We start from the raw sequence: 23,388 nt of genomic DNA, 5'->3' as shown, positions 1-23,388 counted from the left end.
TCCCAGCCCGCGCCGCCGCCCCGGCCCCCGCCGCCCACCGGAACCGCGCCGGCCGGCGCTCCTGGGGCAATACCGCCCTGGGCGTCCTGCTGACCGGGGTCATGCTGTTCCCGGTCTACTGGATGGTCAATGTGTCCTTCACCCGCGACCAGGACATGCGGAAGACCCCACCGGACTGGTTCCCGCTCCACGGCACCCTCGAGGGCTACCGCGCCGTCCTGGACCAGCAGCTCCCCTACCTCGGCACCAGCCTGGTCATCGGCCTGGGCACGGTCGCCCTCACCGTCGCCCTGGCCGCCCCGGCCGGCTTCGCCCTGGCCAAACTCCGCCCGCGCGGCGGTGGCGTGATGAGCTTCGTCCTGCTGGTCGCGCAGATGATCCCCGGCATCATCATGGCCATGGGCTTCTACACCATCTACCTCAAGCTCGGGATGCTCCAGAACATCGGCGGACTGATCATCGCCGACTCCACCATCGCCGTCCCCTTCGCGGTCCTGATCTTCACCGCGTTCATGTCCGGCATCCCGGACGAACTGATGCAGGCCGCCAGGACCGACGGGGCCGGCACCCTGCGCACCTTCTGGTCCATCGTCCTGCCCATCAGCCGCAACGCCGTGGTCACCGTCTCCCTGTTCGCGTTCCTCTGGGCCTGGTCCGACTTCGTCTTCGCCACCACCCTCGACGGCGGCGGCGCCCACGAGCCGATCACCCTCGGCATCTACCACTACATCGGCAACAACAACCAGCAGTGGAACGCCATCATGGCCACCGCCGTGATCGCCTCCCTGCCCGCCACGCTGATCCTGGTCCTCGCCCAGCGCTACGTCGCCGCCGGCGTCACCGCCGGAGCCGTCAAGGACTGACCCCGCGGCGCCGCCGGCGGTCGAGGCGTCGCTGAGGGCCGGTCGCAGACCTCCAGGCTGTGGCGGTGTTGTCGACGACTGTGCTCCACGTGCTGTTGTCGGTGGAATCCGCAGGGGGCGACGGCCCCAGGACACTGTCAGAGTCGAATCGATTCGGCGAGCCGCGCACATCCACCCCCGCAGGAGAACCGCCATGCAACTTTCCCGAAGGGCCGCGGCACTCGCCTGTGCCCTGGCCGCCGCCCTCGCGGCACCACTGACCGCGGGCCCCGCCCACGCGGCCGACACCTCGGTGACGGTCGACTTCTCCACCGCCGGGGGCGCGCCGACGTACCACGCCTCGGGCACCATCTACGGGATGAACCCGGACGGTTCGCTGCCGCAGGACCACTTCTACACGGACATCAAGTGGCACTTCGAACGGGCCGGCGGCGCCCAGCTCAACGGCGGCGGCTACGCCACCAGCCTCGCCGACTACCAGACCCGCTGGGCCTCCACCCTGGCCCAGTACAAGCGCACCGTCGCGCTCGGCGGCACCTTCATCATCCTCCCGCACGACCTGTGGGGCGCCGACGGCACCACCAACCAGGCCTTCCCCGGGGACAACGGCGACTGGACGCAGTTCGACAGCTTCGTCGACCAGCTCTTCTCCGACGTCAGGGCCAACCACATGACCGTCCAGTGGGACCTGTGGAACGAGGCGGACGGCAGCGGCTTCTGGGCCCGCTCGCAGACCCAGTACCTGCAGATGTGGTCACGGTTCTACGCCGACGTGCGGTCCGACTTCCCGGGCCAGCTCATCGTCGGGCCCAGCATGGCGGGGCAGCCCACCTCCGCCAACACCTGGTGGAACACCTACCTCAGCTACATCAAGGCCAACAACGTCGCCCCCGACATCTACAGCTGGCACGACGAGCCGGCCGACCCCGTGCCCGGGGCCGCGAGCGCCAACTCCACCCTCGCCTCGCACGGACTCACCAACACCCGTCCCTACCAGATCAACGAGTACGCGGCCCTGTCCCAGCAGACCCCCGGTGGCGGCGGCTGGTTCATCGGCCGCCTGGAGCGGGCCGGCGCCGACGGCCTGCGCGGCAACTGGGCCAGCGGCACCGCCCTGCACGACGACGAGGCCAACCTGCTCACCAAGAACAGCGCCGGCCAGTACCTGCCGCTCGGCGAGTGGTTCATGTACCGCTACTACGGCTCGCAGACCGGCAACATCGTCAGCCTCGTCCCCGGCGGCAGCATCGACGGCCTCGCCACCAAGGACAACACCGCGGGCAACGCCAAGATCCTGCTCGGCTCCAACGGCACCACCGGCAACGTCACCGTGAACCTCACCGGCCTGAACACCACCTCCGTGGTCCAGAACGGCCAGGTGCGCGCCGTCCTCCAGCGCATCCCCGACAACAACGGCGCCGCGGTCGACGGCCCGGTCACCGTCTCCGACACCACCCTGACCGTCAGCGGCAACGCCGCCTCGGTGACCATCCCCTACACCGCCGCCAAGGACGGCTACACCCTCACCCTGCTCCCGCCGGCCGACACCGCCGTCTCCACGGTCGCCGTCAGCGAGAACAGCGGCCAGTGCCTGGACGACACCAACCTCAGCACCGCCAACGGCACCCAGTACCAGCAGTACAGCTGCGAGGGCGGGTACCAGCAGATGCTCGACTTCAAGCCGGTCGCCGGGAAGGCCAACACCTACACCGTGGTCAACGAGCTCAGCGGCAAGTGCCTCGACGTCTCCGGCGCCTCCACCGCCGACGGCGCCGCCGTGATCCAGTGGAGCTGCACCGGCGCCGCCAACCAGCAGTTCACGCTCACGCCGGTCACCGCGCTCGGCAACAGCCAGGATTACCAGCTCGTCGCCGTCCACAGCGGCAAGTGCGTCGACGTCACGGCCGTCTCCACCGCCCCCGGCGCGCTGATCCACCAGTGGACCTGCGACACCGGGAGCGCCCTGAGCAGGCACGCGCCCGGCGCAGATGCGGGGTGGTGTCGCTGGCGTCGGAGACCTCGCAGATCAGCGACGTGTCCCGGATCAGCCTCAGCTTGATCGGTGGCTCGCCGTACTTGACGGCGTTGGTGACCAGCTCACTGACGATCAACTCGGTGACGAACGACGCTGATTCCAGGCCCCAGGCCTCCAGCTGTTCGACGGCGGACCGCCTGGCGTAGGGCACCTGTGCGACATCGGGCTCGATGTCCCAGTCGGCGACGTGCTCGGGCGACAGCGCGCGGGTGCGGGCGAGCAGCAGGGCCGCGTCGTCCGTCCGGCGGTCGTCGGAAAGCATGGCCTCCGTCACGGCGTCGCAGAGCGCCTCCAACGACTGGGCCGGACTGTTCAGGACCTCGACGAGCCGGGCGGTTCCCTGGTCGGCAGCACGCTCGCGGCTCTCCACCAGTCCGTCGGTGAAGAGGGCGAGCAGGCTGCCTTCCGGCAGTTCGAATTCGACCGCTTCGAACGGCAGCCCACCGACGCCCAACGGCGGGCCCGGGTGCGCGGGTACCGGAGTCACGGTTCCGGCCGGGGCGATGACCAGCGGCAGCGGATGGCCGGCGCTGGCCAGCGCGCAGCAGCGGGAGACCGGGTCGTAGACGGCGTACAGGCAGGTGGCGCCGGACTCGCCGGTCGGCTCGAAGCGGCCTTCGGGCTTGAGCTCGTCGGGGGCGTGCAGGACGAGATCGTCCAGGTGGGTCAGCAGCTCGTCCGGCGGCAGGTCCACGTCCGCCAGGGTGCGGACCGCGGTGCGCAGGCGCCCCATGCTCGCCGAGGCATGCAGACCGTGGCCGACGACATCGCCCACGACCAGGGCGACCCGGGCGCCGGACAGCGGAATGACGTCGAACCAGTCACCGCCCACTCCCGCGTCGGCGTCCGCGGGCAGGTAGCGGTACGCCGCCTCGACCGCGTCCTGGCTCGGCAGCCGTTGCGGCAGCAGGCTGCGTTGCAGGGTCAGGGCGGTGGTGTGCTCGCGGGTGTACCGGCGGGCGTTGTCGATGGCGACGGCGGCCTTGGCCGTCAGCTCCTCGGCGAGGATCAGGTCGTCGGCGGTGAAGGCCTCGGGCCGTTCGGTGCGGGAGAACACGACGACGCCGAGCAGGGCGCCCCGCGCCCGGATCGGCACGGTGATCCGGGCGGTCAGCCCCTCCGCGGTGAGGGAACCGTCGATCAACGGGTTGCCGGGCGGCCAGGCGGCCGGGTCGGCGGCGAGCCCGGGGCCGAAGGCCCATTCGCCGCCCTGGCCGGGTTCGGCGGCGAGTTGGACGGTGGAACATCCGGTGGCCATGCAGCGGGCGGCGACGGTGCCGGGGGCGTAGTCGACCGGGGTGGTGGGACCGGGGTGCCGGTCGGCGTCGTCCTTCACGCTGTGCTCGGCGGCACGGCTGAGCGCGACGGTCCCGTCGACGGTGAACGCGGCGGCTGGCGGCGGTTCCTCCCCGCGCAGCACCGTGTCGAAGAGGTCGACGGTGACGAGGTCGGCGAATCCCGGCACCGGGGTCCTGGCCAGTTCATGGGCGGTGCTGACCACGTCGAGTGTCCGGCCGATGCCGCTGCTGGCCTCGTTGAGAAGGAGCAGGCGCTGCCGGGCCCAGTACTCGGCACTCATGTCGAATCCCCAGTTGGCGACCGCGCGCACGCTGCCCCCGGTGTCCCGGATCGGCCACATGCTGGTGGCCCAGGCGATGGCGTGGTCGTTGCCGCGGGCCTTGAAGATGGTGATCAGACGCGCGGGCTCGCCCGTCCTGGCCACCTCGGCGAGCTTGTCGGTGTAGGCCACGCCGTCCAGCTCGGGGAACAGCTCGCGGTACTTCTCACCGAGCACCTGCTCCTCCGAGCGCGCGATCACCCGGGAGGCGGAGTCGTTGATCCAGAGGAACCGCAGCTCGGGGTCGTAGATCCCCAGGGCGAAGGGGCACTGCTCGAAGGCCCGGTCGGCGATCACGGGGCGGCGTCCCCAGCGTTGCACGGTCACCACCCGGCCCAGCACCTCGGCGTCCGCGCCGTGCAGGGACTGCACCGTCACCACGGCGTCCACGGTGGAGCCGTCCTGGTGACGCAGGGTGATGGGGTCAGCGGAACCGGAGCCGCTGTCGCAGCTCCCGGGAAACCCGGGGACGGGGCCCGCCAGCAGGTCTGCCACGGGGCGCCCGACGGTCTGCTGCGCCGTCCAGCCCAGCAGCTGCCGGCCGCCCTCGCTCCAGCCGCCCACCACGCCGTTCGGGTCCACCACGACCACGGCTGTGGGTGCGTCCTGCTTGCCGCCGATCTCCACGCGCGACGCCTCCGCCCGGGCAGCCGTGCACGCCGGAACCGGATCCAGCGCCTTCTTCCAGCCTAGATCCGACCCCGGCCCCGCGCGGCTTGGGCCGACCGGGCGTGCCGGCGGACGGACCCTAGCGCTGCGGTGTGCTCCGGTGGTCGTCGTTCTTCCGGGGGCGGGTGCGCCGGCTGTGCTCCTCGGCGAGCAGCAGGTAGCTGCTGGCGGTCCAGGTGTAGGCGCGGTCGCGCAGTCCCTCGCCGGTGAGGGCGTCGAAGTTCTCGGCGAAGCCGGAGGTCTCGCACAGGGTACGGAAACGGGCGCTGATCTCGTCGGCGAGGCGGTCGTGGCCGGCCCGGCGCAGGCCGTCCTCGATCAGGACGGTGGCGGGCGCCCAGATGGGCCCGCGCCAGTAGCCGTCGGCCTGGTAGTGGGGTGAGTCGGGCCGCTCGGTGGCCAGGCCGTGGGCGGTCAGGTGGGTCTCGATGTGTTCGGCCAGCCGGGTGCTGATGTCGCCGGGCAGGTGCTCGCCGAGGACGATGGGCATCAGGTCCAGCAGGCTCAGGCTGGTCGCGGCCGTGCCGGTGCGGGGTGGGCGGGCCTGGAAGCGGTCGCCGGTCCAGAGTTCCTCGATCATGGCGGTCTGGATCGTGTCCGCCGTGCGGGCCCAGTCGGCGGCCCGGTCGGGGTGGTCCAGCTCGGTGGCCAGGTCGGCCAGCTCGCGCAGCTGCAGGACCAGGAACGCGGCCAGGTCGGCGGTGGTCTGCAGGCGGCCGGGGTCGAACGTGGTGGCGTTGTCCCAGCCGCTGTCGTTGCCGTGCTGGTAGTGCGGCAGTAGCTGGTCGGGGGCGTGTCGGACGGTGAGCCAGAACCTGGTCCACCGCTCCAGCCGGGTGTACGCCTCGGTGAGTTCGGCGCGGTCCAGCGGCCGGGGCAGGCGCCGGCGCAGGCGGCGCAGGGCCCAGCCGTGGATCGGGGGCTTGACGAAGTTGTAGAGGACTTCGGAGTGGGTCACGGAGTCCGGGAGCGCGCCGCTCTCGTCCTGGTGGTCGAACATGATCTGGAACTGGTCCCAGGCCAGCCCGGGGGCGCCCGGGGCGAGGGCGAGGGCGTTGAAGCAGTGGTCCCAGCTCCAGACCTTGTCCATCCAGTGCTTGGACATCAGCACGGCCGGACGCCCCAGGAACCCGGCCGGGCGCACGGTGGCGGACCACACCACGTAGGCGGCCAGCTCGGCGGCCGGAGTGTCCCCGGTGCGCCAGGGGGCGACCTCGTCGGCGAAGCGGCTGAAGTCCCGGTCGGCCCGGTTCGCGACCTGCTCGTAGGTGGCAGCCGGCGTGTACGGGGTTCGGGCGCTGTCGAGTTCCTCGACCGCCGCCTCCCAGACGCTGCTGCCGCCACTGGTCAGCGTCAGCCCGCGCTGGGCCGTTCCGAGCGCCTCGCCTCCCTGGACGTCGACGGCCTGCCCGGTCAGGACGGTGACGCGGTAGCGCCGACCGGTCTCGTAGGAGGTGAACACATAGGAGTCGTCGGCCGGGTCGTGGAAGAAGAAGGTGCCGCTGAACGGTGTGAGCTGTTCCGCGCCGGCGGTCACCCTCAGGCTCAGGCCGGTGCCACGCAGCCGCAGGATGTCGGCGGCCTGGTAGGCCAGTTCGATGTGCCCGTCCTGGCCGGTCCAGCTCAGCCTCCCCGGTGCGGCGTCCCAGCGCGTCTCGGCCCGCCGGCCGAGCGGGGCCGCCAGCGGGATCAGGCGCAGCACGGGGTGCATGCCGTTCTGGTGGGACACCAGGTGCAGGTCCTCGGCGCGGGTGTGCTCGCCGGTGACGGGTGAGATGTCGAACCAGGAGCCGTACCTGCTGAAGGGTATGTCGCGGATGTTGAAGGCCGGGCCGGCGGGGGCGTCGGTCATCGCAGGGCACTCGTTTCTGGTGCGGGGAGTGTGGGGGCGGGTCGGGGGTTAGGGGGTGTCTGACGGATCTCCGCGGGTGAAGGAGCGGTGTCCGGTGCGTGCGGTCGCAAGGCGCCGGAGCGTCCTTGTAGCGGAGCTACCAGGGCGTTTCGGCAACGCGGCGAGCGTGCGTGCCGGGCGCCGCGACGCCGCGGAGATCCGTCAGACACCCCCTAGTCCTTGACGGCTCCGGCGGCGACGCCGGCGGCGACGTAGCGCTGGGCGAGGACCAGGATCAGCGTGGCGGGCAGGGAGGCGATCACGGCGGTGGCCATGATGGCGTTCCACTGCTGGTTGTTGTTGCCGATGTAGTGGTAGATGCCGAGGGTGATCGGCTCGTGGGCGCCGCCGCCGTCCAGGGTGCTGGCGAAGACGAAGTCGGACCAGGACCACAGGAACGCGAACAGCGAGACGGTGACGATCGCATTGCGGCTCATCGGCAGGACGATCGACCAGAAGGTGCGCAGACTGCCCGCCCCGTCGGTCTTCGCCGCCTGCAGGAGTTCGCCGGGGATGCCGTCCATGAAGGCGGTGAAGATCAGGACGGCGAACGGGACCGCGATGGTGGAGTCGGCGACGATCAGGCCGGGCACCGACTGCAGCATCCCGAGCTTCAGATAGATGGTGTAGAAGCCCATGGCCATGATGATGCCGGGGATCATCTGGGCGACCAGCAGCACGAAGCCCATCACCCCGCCGCCGCGCGGGCGCAGCTTCGCCAGGGCGTAGCCGGCCGGGGCCGCCAGTGCCACGGTCAGCACGACCGTGCCCAGCGCGATGGCCAGGCTGGTTCCCAGGTAGGGGAGTTGCTCGTGGAGGACCGCCCGGTAGCCGTCCAGGGTGCCGTGCAGCGGGAACCAGTCCGGTGGGGTCTTCCGCATGTCCTGGTCGCGGGTGAAGGACACATTGACCATCCAGTAGACCGGGAACAGCATGGCCCCGGTCAGCAGCAGGCCCAGCACGGTCCTCGGCCAGGTGGTGTGACGTGCGGTCATGCGTTGGCCTGCTTTCGCTGGACGCGGATGTACACCAGGCCGAAGACCAGGGCGATCAGCACCAGCAGGTTGCCGACGGCGGCGCCGTGGCCGAAGGCCGGCAGCAGGCTGCCGAAGCCGAGTCGGTAGGACCAGGTGGCCAGCGTGGTGGAGGAGTCGACCGGGCCGCCCCTGGTCATGATCCAGATGATGTCGAAGACCTTGAGCGTGTAGACCAGGCCGAGCAGCAGGGTGATCGCGGAGACCGGGCGCAGCAGTGGGAAGGTGATGTGGCGGAAGCGCTGCCAGGGGTTCGCCCCGTCCAGAGCGGCGGCCTCGTAGAGGGAGTCCGGGATGCCCTGCAGCCCGCTGTGGAGGACGACCAGGTTGAACGGGATCCCGATCCAGATGTTGGCGACGGTCACCGACACCAGGGACCAGCTCGGGGAGGTGAGCCAGTTGACCGGGCTGATGCCGACCCAGTGCAGGACGGAGTTGACCACGCCCGAGTCGCTGTTGAGCATCCAGGACCAGGTGGAGGCGGACACGATCAGCGGCAGCAGCCAGGGCACCAGGAACAGCGCGCGCAGGGTCGCCGACAGCCGGAAGTGGCGGGTGAAGAACACCGCGAGCGCCAGGCCGATGCCGTACTGGAGGAGCAGGCTGGCCGCGGTGAACAGCACCGTGTGTTCGAGGGCCGGCCGGAAGGTGGGATCGTCCAGCACGGCACGGTAGTTGGCGAAGCCGGTGAAGGGGGCGTCGCCGTCCACGAAGGAGCGGACCGTGTAGTCGCGCAGGCTCAGGTCGAGATTGCGGTAGAGCGGATAGGCGTAGAACACGCCGAGGTAGACCACCACCGGGGTCAGGAATCCCCAGGCCGCCCACTGCGGGGAACGCGGGCCTCGTCCGCCGCGTGCGGTTCTGTCGCGTGCGGTTCTGTCGCGTCCGGGGGACGGGGCGGCGGTGACCGCCCCGTCCCTGCCGCGCACAGTCCTCTGCTCCGGTGGCTGTGCTGTGTCGTTCATCGGCTGGTCCTGGTCCTCGCGGCTGGTGGTGCTACTGGGCGGCGGCCGACTGCGCGGCCGCCAGGGCCGCCTGCGGCGTCTTCGATCCGCTCAGGGCCGACTGGACCGCGGTCCACAGCTGCTCGGAGATCTTGGGGGTACTTGGTGCCCAGGTTGTCGCTGGTGCGGCCCTTGGCGGCCCTGACCGCGGCGACCCATGCCGTCAGGCCGGGGTCCGCGGCGGCCTGCTTGTCCTGCACCGCCTGGGTGGCAGCGATGTAGGAGAGCGTGGTGTCGGTGGCCAAGGAGTTGTCCGCACTGGTCAGGCAGGTCACCAGCTTGTCCGAGACGCTGTAGCGGTCGGACTTCTTCTGCACCGGGACGGTGACGAACTCACCGCCGGTGGGGGCCGGGGCGTCGCCCCCGGAGCTACCGGGAACCGGTATCACGCCGTAGTCGAAACCGGCCTTCTTGGCGTTGGCCAGCTGCCAGGTCCCGTTCTCGGCGAAGGCGAACCCGCCGGTGGCGAACTCCTGCCAGCTGGTGGTCTGGGTGTTGTTGATGACCGAGTTGGGCGCAAGGCCCTGCTTGACCCAGCCGGTCCACAGCGACAGCGCCGAGGCGGCCTGGGCCGAGTCCAGGTGGGTGAGCTGCGCACCGGCGCCCCAGAACCAGGGCAGGAACTGGAAGCTGCCCTCCTCGGTGCCGATCGCGGAGAAGGTGATGCCCTTCTTGCCCGCGGCCTTGACCTTCGTCAGCGCCGCGGTCAGCGAGGGCCAGTCCTTGACCGTGTTGATGTCCACGCCGGCGGCCTTCAGGACCGCCTTGTTGTAGTACAGCGCCAGGGTGTTCGCGCCGATCGGGATGCCGTAGGTGTCCCCGCCGCTCTGGCCGGCCGCCAGCAGGTTGGGCGCCACCGCCGAGGTGTCGACCTTGTTCTCCTTGGTCGTGGTCAGCACACCGGCCTCGGCCAGGGTGGACACCACCGGGTTGTCGACGATCAGCACGTCCGGGGAGTTGCCCTGCTGCGCCGCGAGCAGCTCCTTGTTGGTCAGGTCGCCCGTGTCGAACGAGGTGCGCTTGATCGTCACCCCGGCCGCGGTGCCGCAGCCGTCCAGCAGCCTGGTCCATGCCGAACCCGCGGCGAACTGGGGGTACGGGTCCCAGACGGTGTAGGTCCCGCCCGCCGCGGAGGACCCGCCGCCGCCACCGGCGGAGGCGGTCGTCGCCGAGGAGGAGCACGCGGTGACGCCGGAGGCGGCGACGAGGGCCGCGCACGAGGCGGAGGCGAGCCGCAACGCGATGGATCTGTTCATGGCACCGAACCCTTCGGTCTGACGGTCTGACGGGGGCAAATCCAAGTCGAATCGATTGCGCGAATCGGTTCGACAGGACCCTAGGTCTGCCCTCCGCGGCCGTCAAGGACTTGAGCGCACTTCGTCGACGGGCGCCGGCACGGAGCTTCCTGGGACACCCGCGCTGCGGCTTGTTACTTGGGGTGATGCGCACTAATGTCGCCGGAATCGGTTCGACACTCTGCATTGAGGACAGCGATGAACATCGGAGAGATCGCCAGCCGCGCAGGCGTGTCGCGCAGCACCGTCTCCTACGCCCTCAGTGGCAAGCGCTCGGTCTCCGCAGCCACCCGCAAGCGCATCCAGGACGTCATCGACGAACTCGGCTACCGGCCCAACGCCGCCGCCCGCGCCCTCAAGGAGGGCCGGACCCGCACCATCGGCCTGGTCATCCCCCCGGCCAGCACCCGGCTGACGCACATGCAGTTGGGGTTCGTGGCCAGCGTCGTCGAAGCCGCGGGGCACGCCGACCTCGATGTCCTGCTGTCCCCCTCCGGAGGGGACCACGACCGCTCCTTCGAACGCCTGCTGTCCGGTGGGCGGGTGGACGGGGTCATCCTGATGGAGATCCGGCTGGAGGACTCCCGGGTGCGGCGCCTGCAGGACACCGGGATCCCCTTCGTCGGCATCGGCCACACCGCCCGGGCCCTGGAGATGCGCTGGATCGACGTCGACTACGCCACCTTGATCAACCAGTGCGTGCACCACCTCGCCGACCTGGGACACACCCGCATCGCCCTGATCAACCGCTCGGCGGCGCTGGTGGCAGCCGGCTACGGGCCGGGGCACCGCGCCCGCGAGGGCTTCACTGCCGCGCTGGCCCAGCGCGGCATCCAGGGAATCGACGTGGAATGCGGGGACGACGTCCTGGCCGGCCGGGACTGCATCGCCCAACTGCTGCGCGACCACCCCGGCACCACCGCGGCCGCCACCATCAACGAGGCCGCGCTGCCCGGGATCCAGCGCGGCCTGGAGGAGGCCGGACTGGCCGTGCCCAAGGACTTCTCGCTGACCGGGGTCGTCGGACGCACCTGGGCCGAGGAGTTCCGGCCCCCGCTCACCGCCGCCGACGTGCCGGCCCAGGACATGGGCGCCCAGGCCATGGACCTCCTGCTGGAATGCATCGCCGACCCGACGGCGCCCTTCCGCAACATCCTCCTGGCCCCGCCCGTCTCCCTGCGCTCCAGCACGGCCCCCGCCCCGTCCAGGCCGCACCGCGGATGACCGCGGCCCGCACGGCCTGCCGGTAGAGTCGCGGCCACGAGGAGGGTGTGTGATGACGGCTGTGCTGAACCTGCGGGACGAGGGCCGCGCCAGGGTGCTGCGGGCGCTGTACCGGACGGGCGGCACCACACGTCCTCAACTGCAGGCCCTGACCGGCCTGTCCCGGGCCACCGTGTCCTCCGTGGTGCTCGATCTCATCGCCGAGGGGCTGGTGGGAGAGGAGGAGGCCGCGCGTGACGGCCGCGCCAACGGCCGCCCGGCCCAGACCCTGTCCGTCCTTCCCCATGCCGCGTACGCCGCGGCCGCGGACATCGGCCGTACCCATCTGCATGTCGTGGTCTGTGATCTGAGCGGCGACGTCGTGTGGGAGCGGCGGGTGGACAACGACGTGGACGCGCACCCCGAGAGCACCCTGGCGCTGGTCACCCGGACCGTGGCGGAGGGGCTGGCGCACAGCGGGATCTCATCGCGGCAGGTCCTCGGCCTGGGAGTGGGCATAGCCTGCCCGGTGCACCGCGGTGGCGACACGCTGGACGCGTCCGGGATCATGCCTGGATGGGTCGACGTCGATCCGGCGGCGGAACTGGCGGCCCGCACCGGGCTGCCGACCCAGCTGCTCAACGACGCCAACGCGGGCGCCATCGGCGAGTGGCTGTACGGAGCGGGTCAGGGCGTCGACGACCTGGTCTACATCCGGCTGTCGGCCGGCATCGGAGCCGGCGTCATCGCCGACGGGCGGCTGCTGACCGGTGGCGGCGGGCTGGCCGGAGAGATCGGGCATCTGCAGGTGGTGCCGGACGGCCTGTTCTGCCGGTGCGGCAACCGGGGCTGCCTGGAGACCGTGGCCAGCCCCACCTCGATCGCCCGTCTGCTGTCCCGTAGTTGGGGCCGGCAGGTGGACCCCGACGACCTCTCGGCGCTGCTGGACAGCGGACAGCCGGCCGTGCAGACCGCCGTCCGGGAGGCCGGGGAGGCTGTGGGCCGAGCCCTGGCGACCACGGTGACCCTGCTCGACCCGCAGTTGGTGATCATCGGCGGCGACTTCTCCTGGGCCGGCGAGATCCTGCTCGATCCCATCCGCAGGGGCATCGAGAGGTACGCCCTGCCTGCCGCGCGCCGTCGGGTGCGGGTGGTCGCCGGCGGACTCGGTGCCGCCGCCGAGGTGCGCGGTGCGGCCGGCATCCTGTTGAACACCGCACCGGACGCCCTGGCCACCGGCACGAACGCACGCTCGGGGCCGCCGCTCCTGGCCTGAACCGGACGCGCGGCGCGGTGCCGGTGCTGCCCGGGCCGGACCCGGGGCACCGGCACCGCGTGCGGTCAGCCGCCGCCGGCGCCGGCCGACCGCTTGCGGCTGAGGGCGTCGACCCCGGCCGCCAGGGCCAGTACCGACCCGGTCACGACGAACTTGACGCCGGCGCTGTAGCCCATCAGGCCCATGCCGTTGTCGATGACCGCCACCACCGCGCCGCCCAGTACCGCGTCGGCCACCCGTCCCTTGCCCCCGAACAGGCTGGTGCCGCCGATCACCGCGGCGCCCACCGCGTACAGCAGGGTGTTGCTGCCGCCCGCGTTGGGATCCACCGAGGTGGCCCGGGAAGCGGCGATGACGCCGCCGACGGCGGCCATGGTGGAGCACACGACGAAGGCGGAGATCCGCACCCGGGACACCTTGACCCCGCCGCGGCGGGCGGCCTCCGCGTTGCCTCCCACGGCGTAGATGTGCCGGCCGTAGGCGGTGCTGGACAGCACATAGGTCCACACCACCAGCAGTCCCGCCAGGATCGGTACGACGATCGGCACCCCGCGCAGCGAGACCAGCGCCGGGTTCCTGGAGCGCTCCAGGTTCAGCGCGTACACCGCCCCGGCCCCCAGGGCGGCGAAGACGGCCACCCGCAGGCCCGCCAGGGCCAACGGCTCCAGCGGAAGCCCCTTGGCCTGGCGCCCCCTGCGGGTCGCCAGTTGCACCGCCGCGTACCCGGCCAGGGCCACCGCCAGCAGCGCCCAGCCCACCGCGGGCGAGAGGTTGTCGTTGTCGATCGCGGTGACGGTGGAATCCCGGATCGCGACGTTCCCTCCGCTGCCGATGATGATCAGGACGACGCCCTGCAGTGCCAGGAACGCCGCCAGGGTGATCACGAAGGAGGGGATGCCGATCTTGGCCACCGCCACACCCAGGAACGCTCCGATCAGTGCCCCGGCCGCGAGCGCCGCCGGCACGGCCAGCCACCACGGGGTGCCGTGTTCCGACAGCAGCGTCCCCATCAGCGCCGCGCAGACCCCGGAGGTGAATCCCGCGGACAGGTCGATCTCCCCGAGCAGCAGCACGAAGACCAGGCCCATCGCGATCGCGGTCACCGCCGCGCCCTGGGTGAACAGGTTGGCGAAGTTGCCGGCGGACAGGAAGTCCGGACGCATGATCGAGAAGGCGACGCACAGGGCGACCAGGCCGCCGAGGGCGGGCAGCGCGCCCATCTCCCCGTTGCGCAACTGCCTGAGGTAGGCGCGCAGATGCTCCGCCACCCCGTCCGGCACGACGGCCCCCGGGACCCCGCCGTCCGACTCGTCGACCGCAGGCGGGTCCAGCCTGGTGCCGCTCATGGTGCCCCCTTGTGCTCTGTGCCGGGGACCGGGGAGTCGGCCGCCGCCCCGATCCGGCCGGTGGTGATCAGCTCGACGATCTGACTGTGGGTGACCTCGGAGGTCAGCACCTCCTGGACGCTTCGGCCGAGGTACAGCGCGCAGATCCGGTCGGACACCTGCAAGACGTCGTTCATGTTGTGGGAGATCAGCACGACGCCCAGTCCGGCATCGGCCAGCCTGCGTACCAGGGCCAGGACTTGGGCGGTCTGGGCCACTCCGAGCGCGGCCGTGGGCTCGTCGAGCACGACCACCCTGCTGTTCCACAGCACGGCCTTGGCGATGGCCACGGTCTGACGCTGGCCGCCGGAGAGACGGGCCACCTTCTGCCGCACCGAGGTGACCGTGCGCACGGACAGCGAGTCCAGTGTCCGCAGGGCCAGTTGCTCCATGCCCGGTTCGTCCAGCCGCCAGCGTCCGCGCCGCTCACGGCCGAGGAACATGTTCTGGACGATGTCCAGGTTGTCGCACAGGGCGAGGTCCTGGTAGACGATCTCGATTCCCAGCGAAGCGGCGTCGCGAGGAGCGTGCAGCCGCACCGGCCTGCCCTCGAACTCGCACTGGCCGCTGTCCATGGCGTGGATCCCGCCGATGCACTTGACCAGCGTGGACTTCCCGGCCCCGTTGTCGCCCACCAGTGCGGTCACCGAGCCGGGGTAGACCGTGAAGTCCACGTCCCGCAGCACCTGGACGGCTCCGAAGCTCTTGTTCACCCCGCGGAGCGCGAGCAGGGGGGTGTTCTGCGCGGGTTCTCCTGGTGTCACGGGCACCGTCAGAGCCCGGCCGCCGTGCACAGTGCCGCGTAGGCGCCGGTGCACAGCTGCGCGCGAGTCACATAGCCGTCCCCGATGACCTCCTTGATGTTGGACTTGGTGATGGCCTCGGGTGTGAGCAGGACCGAGGGGACCTGGCGCTTGCCCACAGGGTCGTACGTCTGGTTCGGGGCGGCCGGCTTCTGGCCCTTGTCCAGGGCCACCGCGAGCTCGGCCGCCGCGCTCGCCTCCTTCTTGACCGCCTTGTAGACCGTCATGCACTGGTCCCCCGCAAGGATGTCCTGCAAGCCGCTGACCGTCGCGTCCTGGCCGGTGACGGGCACCTTGCCGTTGCGGTGGTTCTTGCTGAGGATGGCGATCACCGCCCCGCCCAGACCGTCGTTCGCCGACAGGACGCCGCCGATGTTGGGCTGCGCGGTCAGCATCTGCTCGAAGATCGTGCCGGCCTGCTGGTTGTCCCAGTTGGGGACGGACTGGTTCGGTCCCTTGACCAGGGTGCCATTGGCGTACAGCGGGTCCAGGACCGAGTTGTACCCCTGCGCGAACAGGGTGGCGTTGTTGTCGGTGGGTGATCCGTTCAGCTCGGCCACGACCGGCTTCTTGGCCCCCTGGGCCTGCAGGCAGTTCACCAGGCCCTGTCCCTGGAGCTTGCCCACGGCCACGTTGTCAAAGCTGACGTAGTACTGCGCGCTGCCCCCCAGGGTCAGCCGGTCGTAGTCGATGGTGGCCACGCCGTTGGCGGCGGCCTTGGTCTCAATGGCCTTGCCGGAGCCGGAATCCAGGTTGGTGATCACCAGCACGGTGACGCCCGAGGTGATCATCTGGTCGGCGATGGTCTGCATCTGTGTCGCGTCGCCCTGGGCGTTCTGGATGTCGTAGGAGACTCCTGCCTGCTTGAACGCCGCGGTCAGCAGCGGCGCGTCGTCGTTGGCCCAGCGGGCCGAGGACTTGGTGTCCGGGAGGATCACTCCGATCTTTCCCTTGGAGACGGCCTTGGCCCCACTCGACGCCGGACTGCCACCGCTGACGGTCTTCGAGCTGGCGCAGGCCGAGACGGCCATGACGAAGGCCGCGCAAACGGTGACCGGTAGGAGGGCTCTGCTACGCATGACGGATCACTCTTTCAAGGAATAGGGCAAGTTTCCGACCGCAACCTATCCGTGGCGACGGGGCCTGACAAGGCGTGGCACATTTCCATTCAGCCGGGGGACGACTGGGATTCGCTGACGTGCGTACATGCAATTTCGAAAGATGTTTCGGTCACTCCGCGTGTGCGTGACTACTCTCCGTATGGACGACTTTGTACTTAACTCGGCCCATCGGCCGCTCCAAGTGTCTTGACACGATCACAAGTTGCTTCGAAACTCGTGACTGCCGGGGCAATCTGGGGAGAGGTATCTCTTCGATCAAGCCAAACCCCGAAGGAATCCGACCCGCCCGATCTGTCCGCGCAGATTTCCGCGCATTGTGGAGCGAGTGCGCGCCGGGGGTGCCTCCTTGCGCGCACTCGCCCCAGGATGCATTACGCCGGAATTCAGGAATTCGGCCAGCGGAAATCCGCCTCCGCCGTCCCCGCGGCAGCGCTGTGCAGAATTCCGTCGGGGCCGCCCGGCCGAATGCAGCGGGACCACCGAATCGGCACGGGCCAGCAGTTGTGCATCCGCACCGGGTCCGCCCCGTCGTGCCGGACCACGCCGACTCCACCGCAGCGCGCGATGACGGTTCAGCAGTTCCACGTCCTCGCACGCCTCGCGCATCAGGTTTCGCGGGAGCGGGGGGGCTCCCGACCTTCGGTGAACCATGGCGGCGGCGGCAACCTTTCCGGCCTCGGTGGCCACTGAGTGGTGCAGCATTGACTCGACCTACCGAATGGACAGGCATGACGGCAAGGAGACACGCCACCCAGCGGCCGTGGCGCGGGCGGCGCGGGCTGATCACGGGCATCCCGTTGGCGTTGACGGCAGTCGGACTACTGGTGGCCCTGGCGGTCTCGCTCCTGTCGGGAGGCGGGACCGGCCCGGGGAGTCCCGCCGCGGCGCCGGTCGGGGCCGTCCGGGCGAGCACCCCGCCCGGCTCCGCGGCTCCGGTCGCCGAGCCCGACGCCACGAGAACCAGCTCCCGGCCGTCCGCGGTGAGAACCCCGTCCGCCTCGGCCGCTGCCTCGGCTTCCGCGTCGGCTGCTGCGTCGGCCAACGGAACCGCGCGTGCCGCATCCGCCGCGGCGCCGCTCGCCGGGCGGATCAGACCCGCGGTCACCTACCACGGGGTCGCGACCGCCTACGCCGCTGGTGACGGCGGGGGGTCGTGCCTGTTCGGGCCGTCCGCCGACCTCATGGTCGCGGCGATGAACTACACCGACTACGAGGCGGGCAAGGCCTGCGGGGACTACGTGCTGGTGCGCGCGGGCAACGGAGCCACGCTCACGGTGCGGATCGTCAACGAGTGCCCGCTGCCCTGCGCGGTCGGCCAACTGGACCTCAGCCAACAGGCGTTCGCCAAGCTCGCCAAGCTCTCGGTCGGCCGCCTCCCGATCACCTGGACCCTGCTGAGCCCAGCCGACATCGGCACGATGTCCATCCGGTACAAGACCGGTTCGACCCGTTGGTGGTGCGGGATCCAGGTGATCGGCCACCGCAACCCGGTCGCGGAGCTCGAGGTGCGGACGGCCGGCGCGTGGCGGCGGCTCCCCCGCACCGACTACAACTACTTCCTCTCCGCCGACGGCAGCGGGTGCGGCGGGGCGATCAGGGTCACCGACATCTACGGGGAGAAACTGACGGTCAACGGGATCGCCCTGCGACCGGACGCCGTGCAACCGACCCGGGTCCAGTTCGCCCGGCACTGACCGCACTGGGCCTGCGGCCGGCCCTCGGCCGCAGGTGTTGCGGTGTCCGACGCGGACCGGCCGCGCGGACACCGCAACCGGGGTCAGCTCCTGAGGCTCCACTGCTGGTTCGCTCCACCGGAGCAGCCCCAGAGTTGGATCTTCGTTCCGTTGGCGGTGCCGGTTCCGGTGGCGTCGAGGCACAGCCCCGACTGCACTCCGGTGATCGACCCGTTGGCGTTGATGTTCCACTGCTGGTTCGCCTGGCCGTTGCAGTCCCAGATGACCACGGCGGTGCCGTTGGCGGTCCCCTGGCCCGAGGCGTCCAGGCACTTGTTGCCGTAGACCATGAGCTGCTTGCCGGCGGTGTAGGTCCACCGCTGGTTCGACCGGCCGTTGCAGTCCCACAGCTGCGCCTGGGCGCCGTTGGTCGTGGTGGAGTCGTTCATGTCGACGCAGCGGCCGGACTGCTGGCCCACGATCTCCTGATTGCTGGTCGGCTGACCGCTCGGCGGCGGGCTGGAGGGCGGGGTGCTGGTGGGCGGCGGGCTGGTCGGCGGGGCGGACTGGAACTGCGTGAAGAAGCTCCACACCGCTCCCAAGGTCCAGGTGTGCCAGCCGTCCCCGGTCGATCCGTCGATGGGGCCGGGGTCGTGGCCCGCTCCGTCGAACGCGGCCCAGACGACCGGGTACCCGGCCTTGCATCCGGAGTAGGTGGTGATGATGTGCGTCAGGCTGCCGTACGCCGGCTCCGGCGGATTCTGCGGGGTGCAGCCGTTGTTCCTGACGAACGTGTCACGCAGGGCCCGGCCGTTGGCGATGGGCAGGGTGTTGTCCCTGATCCCGTGCAGGCCCATGTAGGCGACGGGCTGGGTCCCGCCGCTGCACCCGCTGAGGTTCGCACCCGAGTAGACCGCGACCGCGCGGAACTCCGCCGGCCGGGCGCAGGCGAGCGCGTACGTCATCGATCCGCCGTAGCTGAAGCCGGCCGAGAACACCTGCGTGGTGTCGACGCACAGCCCTGCCTCGAGCTGGCTGGTCATGTCGTCGACGAAGGTGACGTCCTGACCGCCGGAGTTGGCCCAGCCGTTGTTGATGCCCTGGGGCGCGACGAAGATCGTGCCGTTGTTCGCGCTGTCCGCCAGTCGCCGCAGACCGTAGTAGGACCAGTTGTACCCGTCGGTCCCACCCGAGTCCACGTCGTTCGCGGTGCCGCCCACCCAGTGGAATCCGAAGATCAGCCGGTACGGGCGGGAGCTGTCGTAGTTGGCCGGGACCCTCAGGATGTAGCTGCGGCTCTGGCCGCTGCTCTGGATGGTGTGCGTACCGCTGGCCAGCGCGGGGGCCTTGCCGCAGCCGGCGGTCGCCGCGGCCGGACTGACGCCCGTCCCCGACGCGTTGGCGCCGAGGGTGCTGCTCATCGCGGTCCCGGCACCGATCAGGACAAGGGTCACCGCGACCAGGAACGCCGTCAGGCGGGATCTGTACCTCATTCGCTCTTCCTCCTTCTTCTCGGGGTGGTCAGGACACCGGCAGCGCGGTCCACTGCTGGTTGGCACCGCCGTTGCAGTCCCACAGGATCAGCTGCGTGCCATCGGTGGTCGATGCGCCCGGGTCGTCGAGGCACCGGCCGGAAGCCGGGTTGCGGTAGCCGCCGTTGTAGGGCTGCCACTGCTGGTTGGATCCGCCGTTGCAGTCCCAGAGCTCGATCCTGGTGTTGTTGGCGGTGCCGCGTGCGGTGGCGTCGAGGCACTTGCCGAGCGACCGCAGGGTTCCGTCGGAACGCGCCGACCAGATCTGACCGTTGGCGCCGTTGCAGGACCAGATGTCCGCGGCGGTCCCGTTGGCGCCGCTGCCGGAGTTGACGTCCAGGCACTTCCCGGCGACCCCGGACCGCACCTGACCGGCGGCGCCACCGGGCGGTTTGATCCAGCCGGCGGCATCGGCGGCCTGGACACCGGTGTTGAAGGCATCGGCCATCTTGCTGTAGCCGTTGTCGTTGGGATGGAGGGTGTCGGACAGGTCCGCGGCCGTCAGTGCGCTCATGTCGACGAGCCGGACGTGCCGGCCGGCCGCCTGCTTCGCCTGGACGATCGCGGGCAGCTTGGTATTGAACGCCTGCCGGTACTGCTCCTCGGTGCCGCTGGTGGAGACGATCAGGGTGCCGACCAGGACGGTGACGCCGGGCGTGTCATTGGTGATCTGGTCGATGAGCGCGCTGAGCCGGTCGGTCGCGGTCGGGACCTGGTAGTTCCCGTTCAGGTCGTTGGTGCCGATCTCCAGAGTGACCACATTGGGCTGGTAACGGGCCATCACCGAGTCCGCGATCCCGGCGATCTGGTCGATCCGCCACCCGGAGTGGCCTTCGTTGTCCGGGTCGGCCATGGTGCCGTTGCGGCCCGAGCCGACGAAGTCCGAACTGTGGCCCTCGGCGGCCAGCCGGTCCCACAGGAAACTCCGGTAGCCGTTCCCGGACGGGCTTCCGACGCCCCAGGTGATCGAGTCGCCGAGCGGCATCAGCCGCAGCGGGGTGGCCGCGGCGGCGGAGGACGTCACCGCGCCGTTGGCCGCCATCGCCGGCAGTGCGGTGCCCATTCCGAGCACGGCCGTCATGGCCGCCAGTAAGGGAAGCGTGTGCCTCTTCATGATCTCCTCGTTGAATACGAATCGATTCGAATGTTTCGACCGGCCGAACGGGTCAGTAAATGAGGACATTTCGGCATGTACAGATGCAGACGTCGAGCGAAGCTTGTTAGCGCTAACAAAATATGCGAATGTCCCGCACCCGACCGCCGCAGCCTCCATCGCTGTGCACGCCATGTCAACCCATGGCGCCTTCGGCGCAGGTGCTGCCGCGAAACTTACCTGGGGAAACTTTCCAGGAGACGTCGGCCGGCCCGGTTCAGCCGAAGAGGCGTCGCTTGATGTCGCGCTGGTAGTGCTCAAGGGTCTTGTCGAGGTGCGTCGCGGCGGCCTGGGCCGCGGCCTCGGCGTTTCCGTCCCGGATGGCCTGGAAGATCGCTGCGTGTTCGGCGACGGCCCCGGCGGCGTGGTCACCGATCACACCGCGAAGTCCGATGGTGCTGGACTGCCGCTGCAGACGGCGCGCCTCGCGCACCGCGGCGACCAGGAACTCGTTGTGCGACGCGGTGGCCACGCTGATGTGGAAGTCGTCGTCGCCCTGGTCGAACAGGGGCGCCCGGTCGGTGAGATGCCCCTGCTTGCAGGTCTCCGCGGCCTCCTCTATCGCGCGCAGTTCCGCGGGAGTGGCGCGTCCGGCGGCCAGCCGACTGGCCTCCATCTCCTGGAGCCGACGGAACTCGAAGAGCATGTAGACATGGCCGAGGTCGGTGGGCAGGAAGAACCCGCCCCAGCGGCGGAGGCCGAGCATTCCCTCGTCGTCGGCCACATACAGGCCGCGGCCCTTCTGGGCACGGACCCGTCCCAGTGCGGACAGGATCTTGACGGCTTCCCGGACCACGGTTCGACTCGTGCCGAGCCGTTCGGCCAGGGCGTTCTCGGTGGGCATCCGGTCGCCCGGCTGGAGTTGCGCCTCCGCGATGAGTTCCAGCACCTGCCCGGCGACGAGCTCGTACCCGGGCCGGTAGGCGCCGGCCGCCGACGTGCTCTCGGCGTCCTTCGGCCCGGCAGCAGCGCCCGCGGTCGTGCCCGGCTCCGAGACTGAGTCGCCGGTCAGCGCGGAAGCACTATCCATCGGTTTTCCTCCATGCGTCTGACAGAACGTCGGATGCCGTCTGGGCACTCGCCCCAGACTACTCCTTCTGCAAGAGAATAAGTAGGACACATTCTTGGCATGGACAGCACATTCGTGGCAGTCAGAGGTGCAAACCATGACAAATGGCTCCACAACTCGGCCATGCTGATCGTAGATCCCTGAAATAGGCGTGCTCATTATCTTGACTGGCGCGATTAAGGGGAGGTTAATTGCCGCCGAGGAGCTCACCGCCACGAGATCACCTCCTCCCCCTTGACCTGGGCGGGACGACCATCGCACCAGGTAGGCAGAGGACTGGTGCGCGCGGAAGCGGCGCCATATGGATACGACACATCAGCAGCCTGACCACCCCTGCTGCCCACTCATCGGGTGGGTGCCACGAGAAGTTGGAGCAGTCCATGATCAGAACGACCGGCGCCGCCCCCACCGGCAGATCCCACTCCAGCCGGCGCCGCGGCGCCCTGCTGGCCTCGTGCGCGGCGCTGACCCTGGCACTGGCCTCGGCCTGCGCGGCGGCCACCCCCACCGGTGGCGGGGGCGCGTCGAGCACCCCGAGCGGCTTCAAGCAGGCCGCGCAGAGCGACGGCGCCCTGACGGTCTGGGTGGACTCCGACCGGCTGTCCGCAGCGAAGCTGTACCAGAAGGAAAACCCCTCGGTGAAGATGGACATCGTCACCTACGACGGGGACGCCAACGGGTCGAACTACCTGCAGACCAAGGTCCAGCTGTTCAACCGCACCGGCAAGGGCTGGCCCGACGTGGTCTTCAGCTCGCAGAACAACGAGGCCTCCTGGGCCGTCCAGGCCGGATTCACCGCGCCGCTGAACCAGGGCCTGATCTCCGCCTCGACCCTCTCCGGCTTCGCCACCGGTGCCAACAACCCGTGCACCGTGAACGGCACGGTCTACTGTCTGCGCAACGACCTCTCCCAGACGGTGCTCTGGTACAACAAGCCGCTGATGGACAAGTGGGGGTACACCGTCCCCACCACCTGGGAGCAGTTCCAGGCGCTCGGTGACAAGGTCGCCACCGAGCACCCCGGCTACCTGGTCGGCGACGCGGGCGACACCTTCGCCCCGGAGATCTACCTGTGGGCCGGCAAGTGCGGCGCGAACCAGATCACCGGCCCCAAGGCGGTCACCGTGAACACCGGCAGCGCCAACTGCACCAGGATGGCCGGCCTGCTGGACGACCTGATCAAGAAGGGTTCGATGTCGGTCAGCGGTGTGTTCAGCACCGACTTCGACAAGAACAAGGGCGGCAAGGTCCTGCTGATGCCCGGTCCGGCCTGGTACGGCGGAGCGGTGTTCCAGAGCACCCTCAAGACCCCGGCCAAGCAGATCGCCACGGCCCCGATGCCGCAGTGGAGCGGCGACACCCAGCCCACGGTCGGCAACGTCGGCGGCGGGACCTGGCTGCTGTCCGCGCACTCCGCGCACCTCAAGGCGGCCACCGCGTTCATGACCTGGGTCACCACCTCGGACGACTACCAGGGCAAGCTCGCGCCCGGCTACCCGGCCTCGACCTCCGCCGCCAGCACCTGGCTGGCCGCTCAGAAGGCCGGCGGCTACTACGCCAACGACATCACCGCTCCGCTGCAGGCCGCGGCGAACCAGGTGTGGTCCGACTGGGGCTACGGCCAGTTCAGCCAGGAGGCGATCTGGGCGGCGACCGTCAAGCCCGGCCTGACCTCCGGCAAGTCCATCGTCTCGATGCTGCCGGCCTGGCAGACCGCCATCACCCACTACGCCCAGGCCGACGGGTACAAGGTCTCCCAGTGAC

15 protein-coding genes and 2 pseudogenes are annotated in these 23,388 nt (G+C 70.1%); 6 read left to right on the top strand and 11 right to left on the bottom strand.

Features of this window, described 5'->3' with window-relative positions; genetic code table 11:
• The first annotated feature begins 101 nt into the window (after positions 1-101).
• Together ACEZDG_RS36670 and ACEZDG_RS36665 are read left to right on the top strand one after the other, a co-directional pair.
• A complete protein-coding gene (locus ACEZDG_RS36670; protein ID WP_380519065.1) occupies positions 102-863 on the top strand; it encodes a carbohydrate ABC transporter permease in 762 nt (253 codons plus the stop codon).
• 193 nt (positions 864-1,056) lie between these two features.
• Positions 1,057-2,763, top strand: a pseudogene (locus ACEZDG_RS36665) (RICIN domain-containing protein); the annotation flags it as partial.
• Here the strand turns inward: ACEZDG_RS36665 and ACEZDG_RS36660 are convergent.
• The 5 genes and pseudogenes from ACEZDG_RS36660 to ACEZDG_RS36640 form a co-directional block, all read right to left on the bottom strand.
• Positions 2,762-5,143 carry a SpoIIE family protein phosphatase gene (locus ACEZDG_RS36660; protein ID WP_380519025.1) on the bottom strand — a complete coding sequence of 794 codons (2,382 nt, stop codon included), beginning with the start codon at positions 5,141-5,143 and terminating at the stop codon, positions 2,762-2,764. The pseudogene ACEZDG_RS36665 and the gene ACEZDG_RS36660 overlap by 2 nt on opposite strands.
• A gap of 121 nt (positions 5,144-5,264) precedes the next feature.
• Positions 5,265-7,037: an amylo-alpha-1,6-glucosidase gene (locus ACEZDG_RS36655; protein ID WP_380519022.1), complete on the bottom strand. Its 1,773-nt coding sequence runs from the start codon at positions 7,035-7,037 to the stop codon at positions 5,265-5,267.
• 212 nt (positions 7,038-7,249) lie between these two features.
• The gene (locus tag ACEZDG_RS36650; RefSeq protein WP_380519017.1) at positions 7,250-8,071 is read right to left on the bottom strand and encodes a carbohydrate ABC transporter permease; all 822 of its coding nucleotides are present in this window, start codon (positions 8,069-8,071) and stop codon (positions 7,250-7,252) included.
• Entirely contained in the window at positions 8,068-9,075 is a 1,008-nt protein-coding gene (locus ACEZDG_RS36645; protein WP_380519012.1) for a carbohydrate ABC transporter permease, read from the bottom strand. The genes ACEZDG_RS36650 and ACEZDG_RS36645 overlap by 4 nt, the downstream gene beginning before the upstream one ends.
• 31 nt (positions 9,076-9,106) lie before the next feature.
• Positions 9,107-10,370: pseudogene (locus ACEZDG_RS36640) on the bottom strand (sugar ABC transporter substrate-binding protein).
• Between the two features lie 237 nt (positions 10,371-10,607).
• On the opposite strand from ACEZDG_RS36640, the gene ACEZDG_RS36635 reads away from it, so the two are divergent.
• Both ACEZDG_RS36635 and ACEZDG_RS36630 read left to right on the top strand, forming a co-directional pair.
• A complete protein-coding gene (locus ACEZDG_RS36635) occupies positions 10,608-11,633 on the top strand; it encodes a LacI family DNA-binding transcriptional regulator (protein WP_380519007.1) in 1,026 nt (341 codons plus the stop codon).
• Positions 11,634-11,685: 52 nt separating this feature from the next.
• The gene (locus ACEZDG_RS36630) at positions 11,686-12,888 is read left to right on the top strand and encodes an ROK family transcriptional regulator (RefSeq protein WP_380519003.1); all 1,203 of its coding nucleotides are present in this window, start codon (positions 11,686-11,688) and stop codon (positions 12,886-12,888) included.
• 65 nt (positions 12,889-12,953) lie between these two features.
• Here ACEZDG_RS36630 and ACEZDG_RS36625 read toward each other — a convergent pair whose 3' ends face one another.
• From ACEZDG_RS36625 to ACEZDG_RS36615, 3 genes are read right to left on the bottom strand one after another with little or no spacing between them, the layout of a single operon-like run.
• The gene (locus ACEZDG_RS36625; RefSeq protein WP_380518999.1) at positions 12,954-14,234 is read right to left on the bottom strand and encodes a sugar ABC transporter permease; all 1,281 of its coding nucleotides are present in this window, start codon (positions 14,232-14,234) and stop codon (positions 12,954-12,956) included.
• Complete coding sequence (locus ACEZDG_RS36620; protein WP_380519062.1) at positions 14,231-15,004, bottom strand: ATP-binding cassette domain-containing protein; 774 nt, start codon at positions 15,002-15,004, stop codon at positions 14,231-14,233. Before ACEZDG_RS36620 ends, ACEZDG_RS36625 begins: the two co-directional genes overlap by 4 nt.
• 41 nt (positions 15,005-15,045) lie before the next feature.
• Positions 15,046-16,155, bottom strand: a complete 1,110-nt coding sequence (locus ACEZDG_RS36615; RefSeq protein WP_380518995.1) for a sugar ABC transporter substrate-binding protein — start codon at positions 16,153-16,155, stop codon at positions 15,046-15,048.
• Between the two features lie 770 nt (positions 16,156-16,925).
• On the opposite strand from ACEZDG_RS36615, the gene ACEZDG_RS36610 reads away from it, so the two are divergent.
• Positions 16,926-17,891, top strand: a complete 966-nt coding sequence (locus ACEZDG_RS36610) for an expansin EXLX1 family cellulose-binding protein (protein WP_380518991.1) — start codon at positions 16,926-16,928, stop codon at positions 17,889-17,891.
• A gap of 83 nt (positions 17,892-17,974) precedes the next feature.
• Here the strand turns inward: ACEZDG_RS36610 and ACEZDG_RS36605 are convergent, their stop codons facing one another.
• The 3 genes from ACEZDG_RS36605 to ACEZDG_RS36595 all read right to left on the bottom strand — a co-directional run bounded on the left by ACEZDG_RS36605 (position 17,975) and on the right by ACEZDG_RS36595 (position 21,585).
• Positions 17,975-19,363, bottom strand: a complete 1,389-nt coding sequence (locus ACEZDG_RS36605) for a ricin-type beta-trefoil lectin domain protein (protein ID WP_380518988.1) — start codon at positions 19,361-19,363, stop codon at positions 17,975-17,977.
• Between the two features lie 28 nt (positions 19,364-19,391).
• Positions 19,392-20,483 carry a ricin-type beta-trefoil lectin domain protein gene (locus ACEZDG_RS36600; protein WP_380518985.1) on the bottom strand — a complete coding sequence of 364 codons (1,092 nt, stop codon included), beginning with the start codon at positions 20,481-20,483 and terminating at the stop codon, positions 19,392-19,394.
• A gap of 289 nt (positions 20,484-20,772) precedes the next feature.
• A complete protein-coding gene (locus ACEZDG_RS36595; protein WP_380518981.1) occupies positions 20,773-21,585 on the bottom strand; it encodes a FadR/GntR family transcriptional regulator in 813 nt (270 codons plus the stop codon).
• A gap of 419 nt (positions 21,586-22,004) precedes the next feature.
• On the opposite strand from ACEZDG_RS36595, the gene ACEZDG_RS36590 reads away from it, so the two are divergent.
• Positions 22,005-23,387: an ABC transporter substrate-binding protein gene (locus tag ACEZDG_RS36590; protein ID WP_380518978.1), complete on the top strand. Its 1,383-nt coding sequence runs from the start codon at positions 22,005-22,007 to the stop codon at positions 23,385-23,387.
• Position 23,388: the final 1 nt, after the last annotated feature.

This window comes from Streptacidiphilus alkalitolerans, from assembly GCF_042511045.1.
GTDB classification, from domain to species: Bacteria; Actinomycetota; Actinomycetes; order Streptomycetales; family Streptomycetaceae; genus Streptacidiphilus; species Streptacidiphilus alkalitolerans.
Note: the sequence above shows the minus strand (reverse complement) of the source record. Positions and strands in the feature narration are given on the sequence as shown.

Bases quoted from the DNA above. Each gene is read 5' to 3' on its own strand.
- ACEZDG_RS36595 (WP_380518981.1), bottom strand. From the start codon at position 21,585: ATGGATAGTGCTTCCGCGCTGACCGGCGACTCAGTCTCGGAGCCGGGC.
- ACEZDG_RS36670 (WP_380519065.1), top strand. From the start codon at position 102: ATGCTGTTCCCGGTCTACTGGATGGTCAATGTGTCCTTCACCCGCGAC.
- ACEZDG_RS36590 (WP_380518978.1), top strand. From the start codon at position 22,005: ATGATCAGAACGACCGGCGCCGCCCCCACCGGCAGATCCCACTCCAGC.
- ACEZDG_RS36615 (WP_380518995.1), bottom strand. From the start codon at position 16,155: ATGCGTAGCAGAGCCCTCCTACCGGTCACCGTTTGCGCGGCCTTCGTC.
- ACEZDG_RS36645 (WP_380519012.1), bottom strand. From the start codon at position 9,075: ATGAACGACACAGCACAGCCACCGGAGCAGAGGACTGTGCGCGGCAGG.
- ACEZDG_RS36650 (WP_380519017.1), bottom strand. From the start codon at position 8,071: ATGACCGCACGTCACACCACCTGGCCGAGGACCGTGCTGGGCCTGCTG.
- ACEZDG_RS36605 (WP_380518988.1), bottom strand. From the start codon at position 19,363: ATGAGGTACAGATCCCGCCTGACGGCGTTCCTGGTCGCGGTGACCCTT.
- ACEZDG_RS36600 (WP_380518985.1), bottom strand. From the start codon at position 20,483: ATGACGGCCGTGCTCGGAATGGGCACCGCACTGCCGGCGATGGCGGCC.
- ACEZDG_RS36630 (WP_380519003.1), top strand. From the start codon at position 11,686: ATGACGGCTGTGCTGAACCTGCGGGACGAGGGCCGCGCCAGGGTGCTG.
- ACEZDG_RS36635 (WP_380519007.1), top strand. From the start codon at position 10,608: ATGAACATCGGAGAGATCGCCAGCCGCGCAGGCGTGTCGCGCAGCACC.
- ACEZDG_RS36655 (WP_380519022.1), bottom strand. From the start codon at position 7,037: ATGACCGACGCCCCCGCCGGCCCGGCCTTCAACATCCGCGACATACCC.
- ACEZDG_RS36610 (WP_380518991.1), top strand. From the start codon at position 16,926: ATGACGGCAAGGAGACACGCCACCCAGCGGCCGTGGCGCGGGCGGCGC.
- ACEZDG_RS36625 (WP_380518999.1), bottom strand. From the start codon at position 14,234: ATGAGCGGCACCAGGCTGGACCCGCCTGCGGTCGACGAGTCGGACGGC.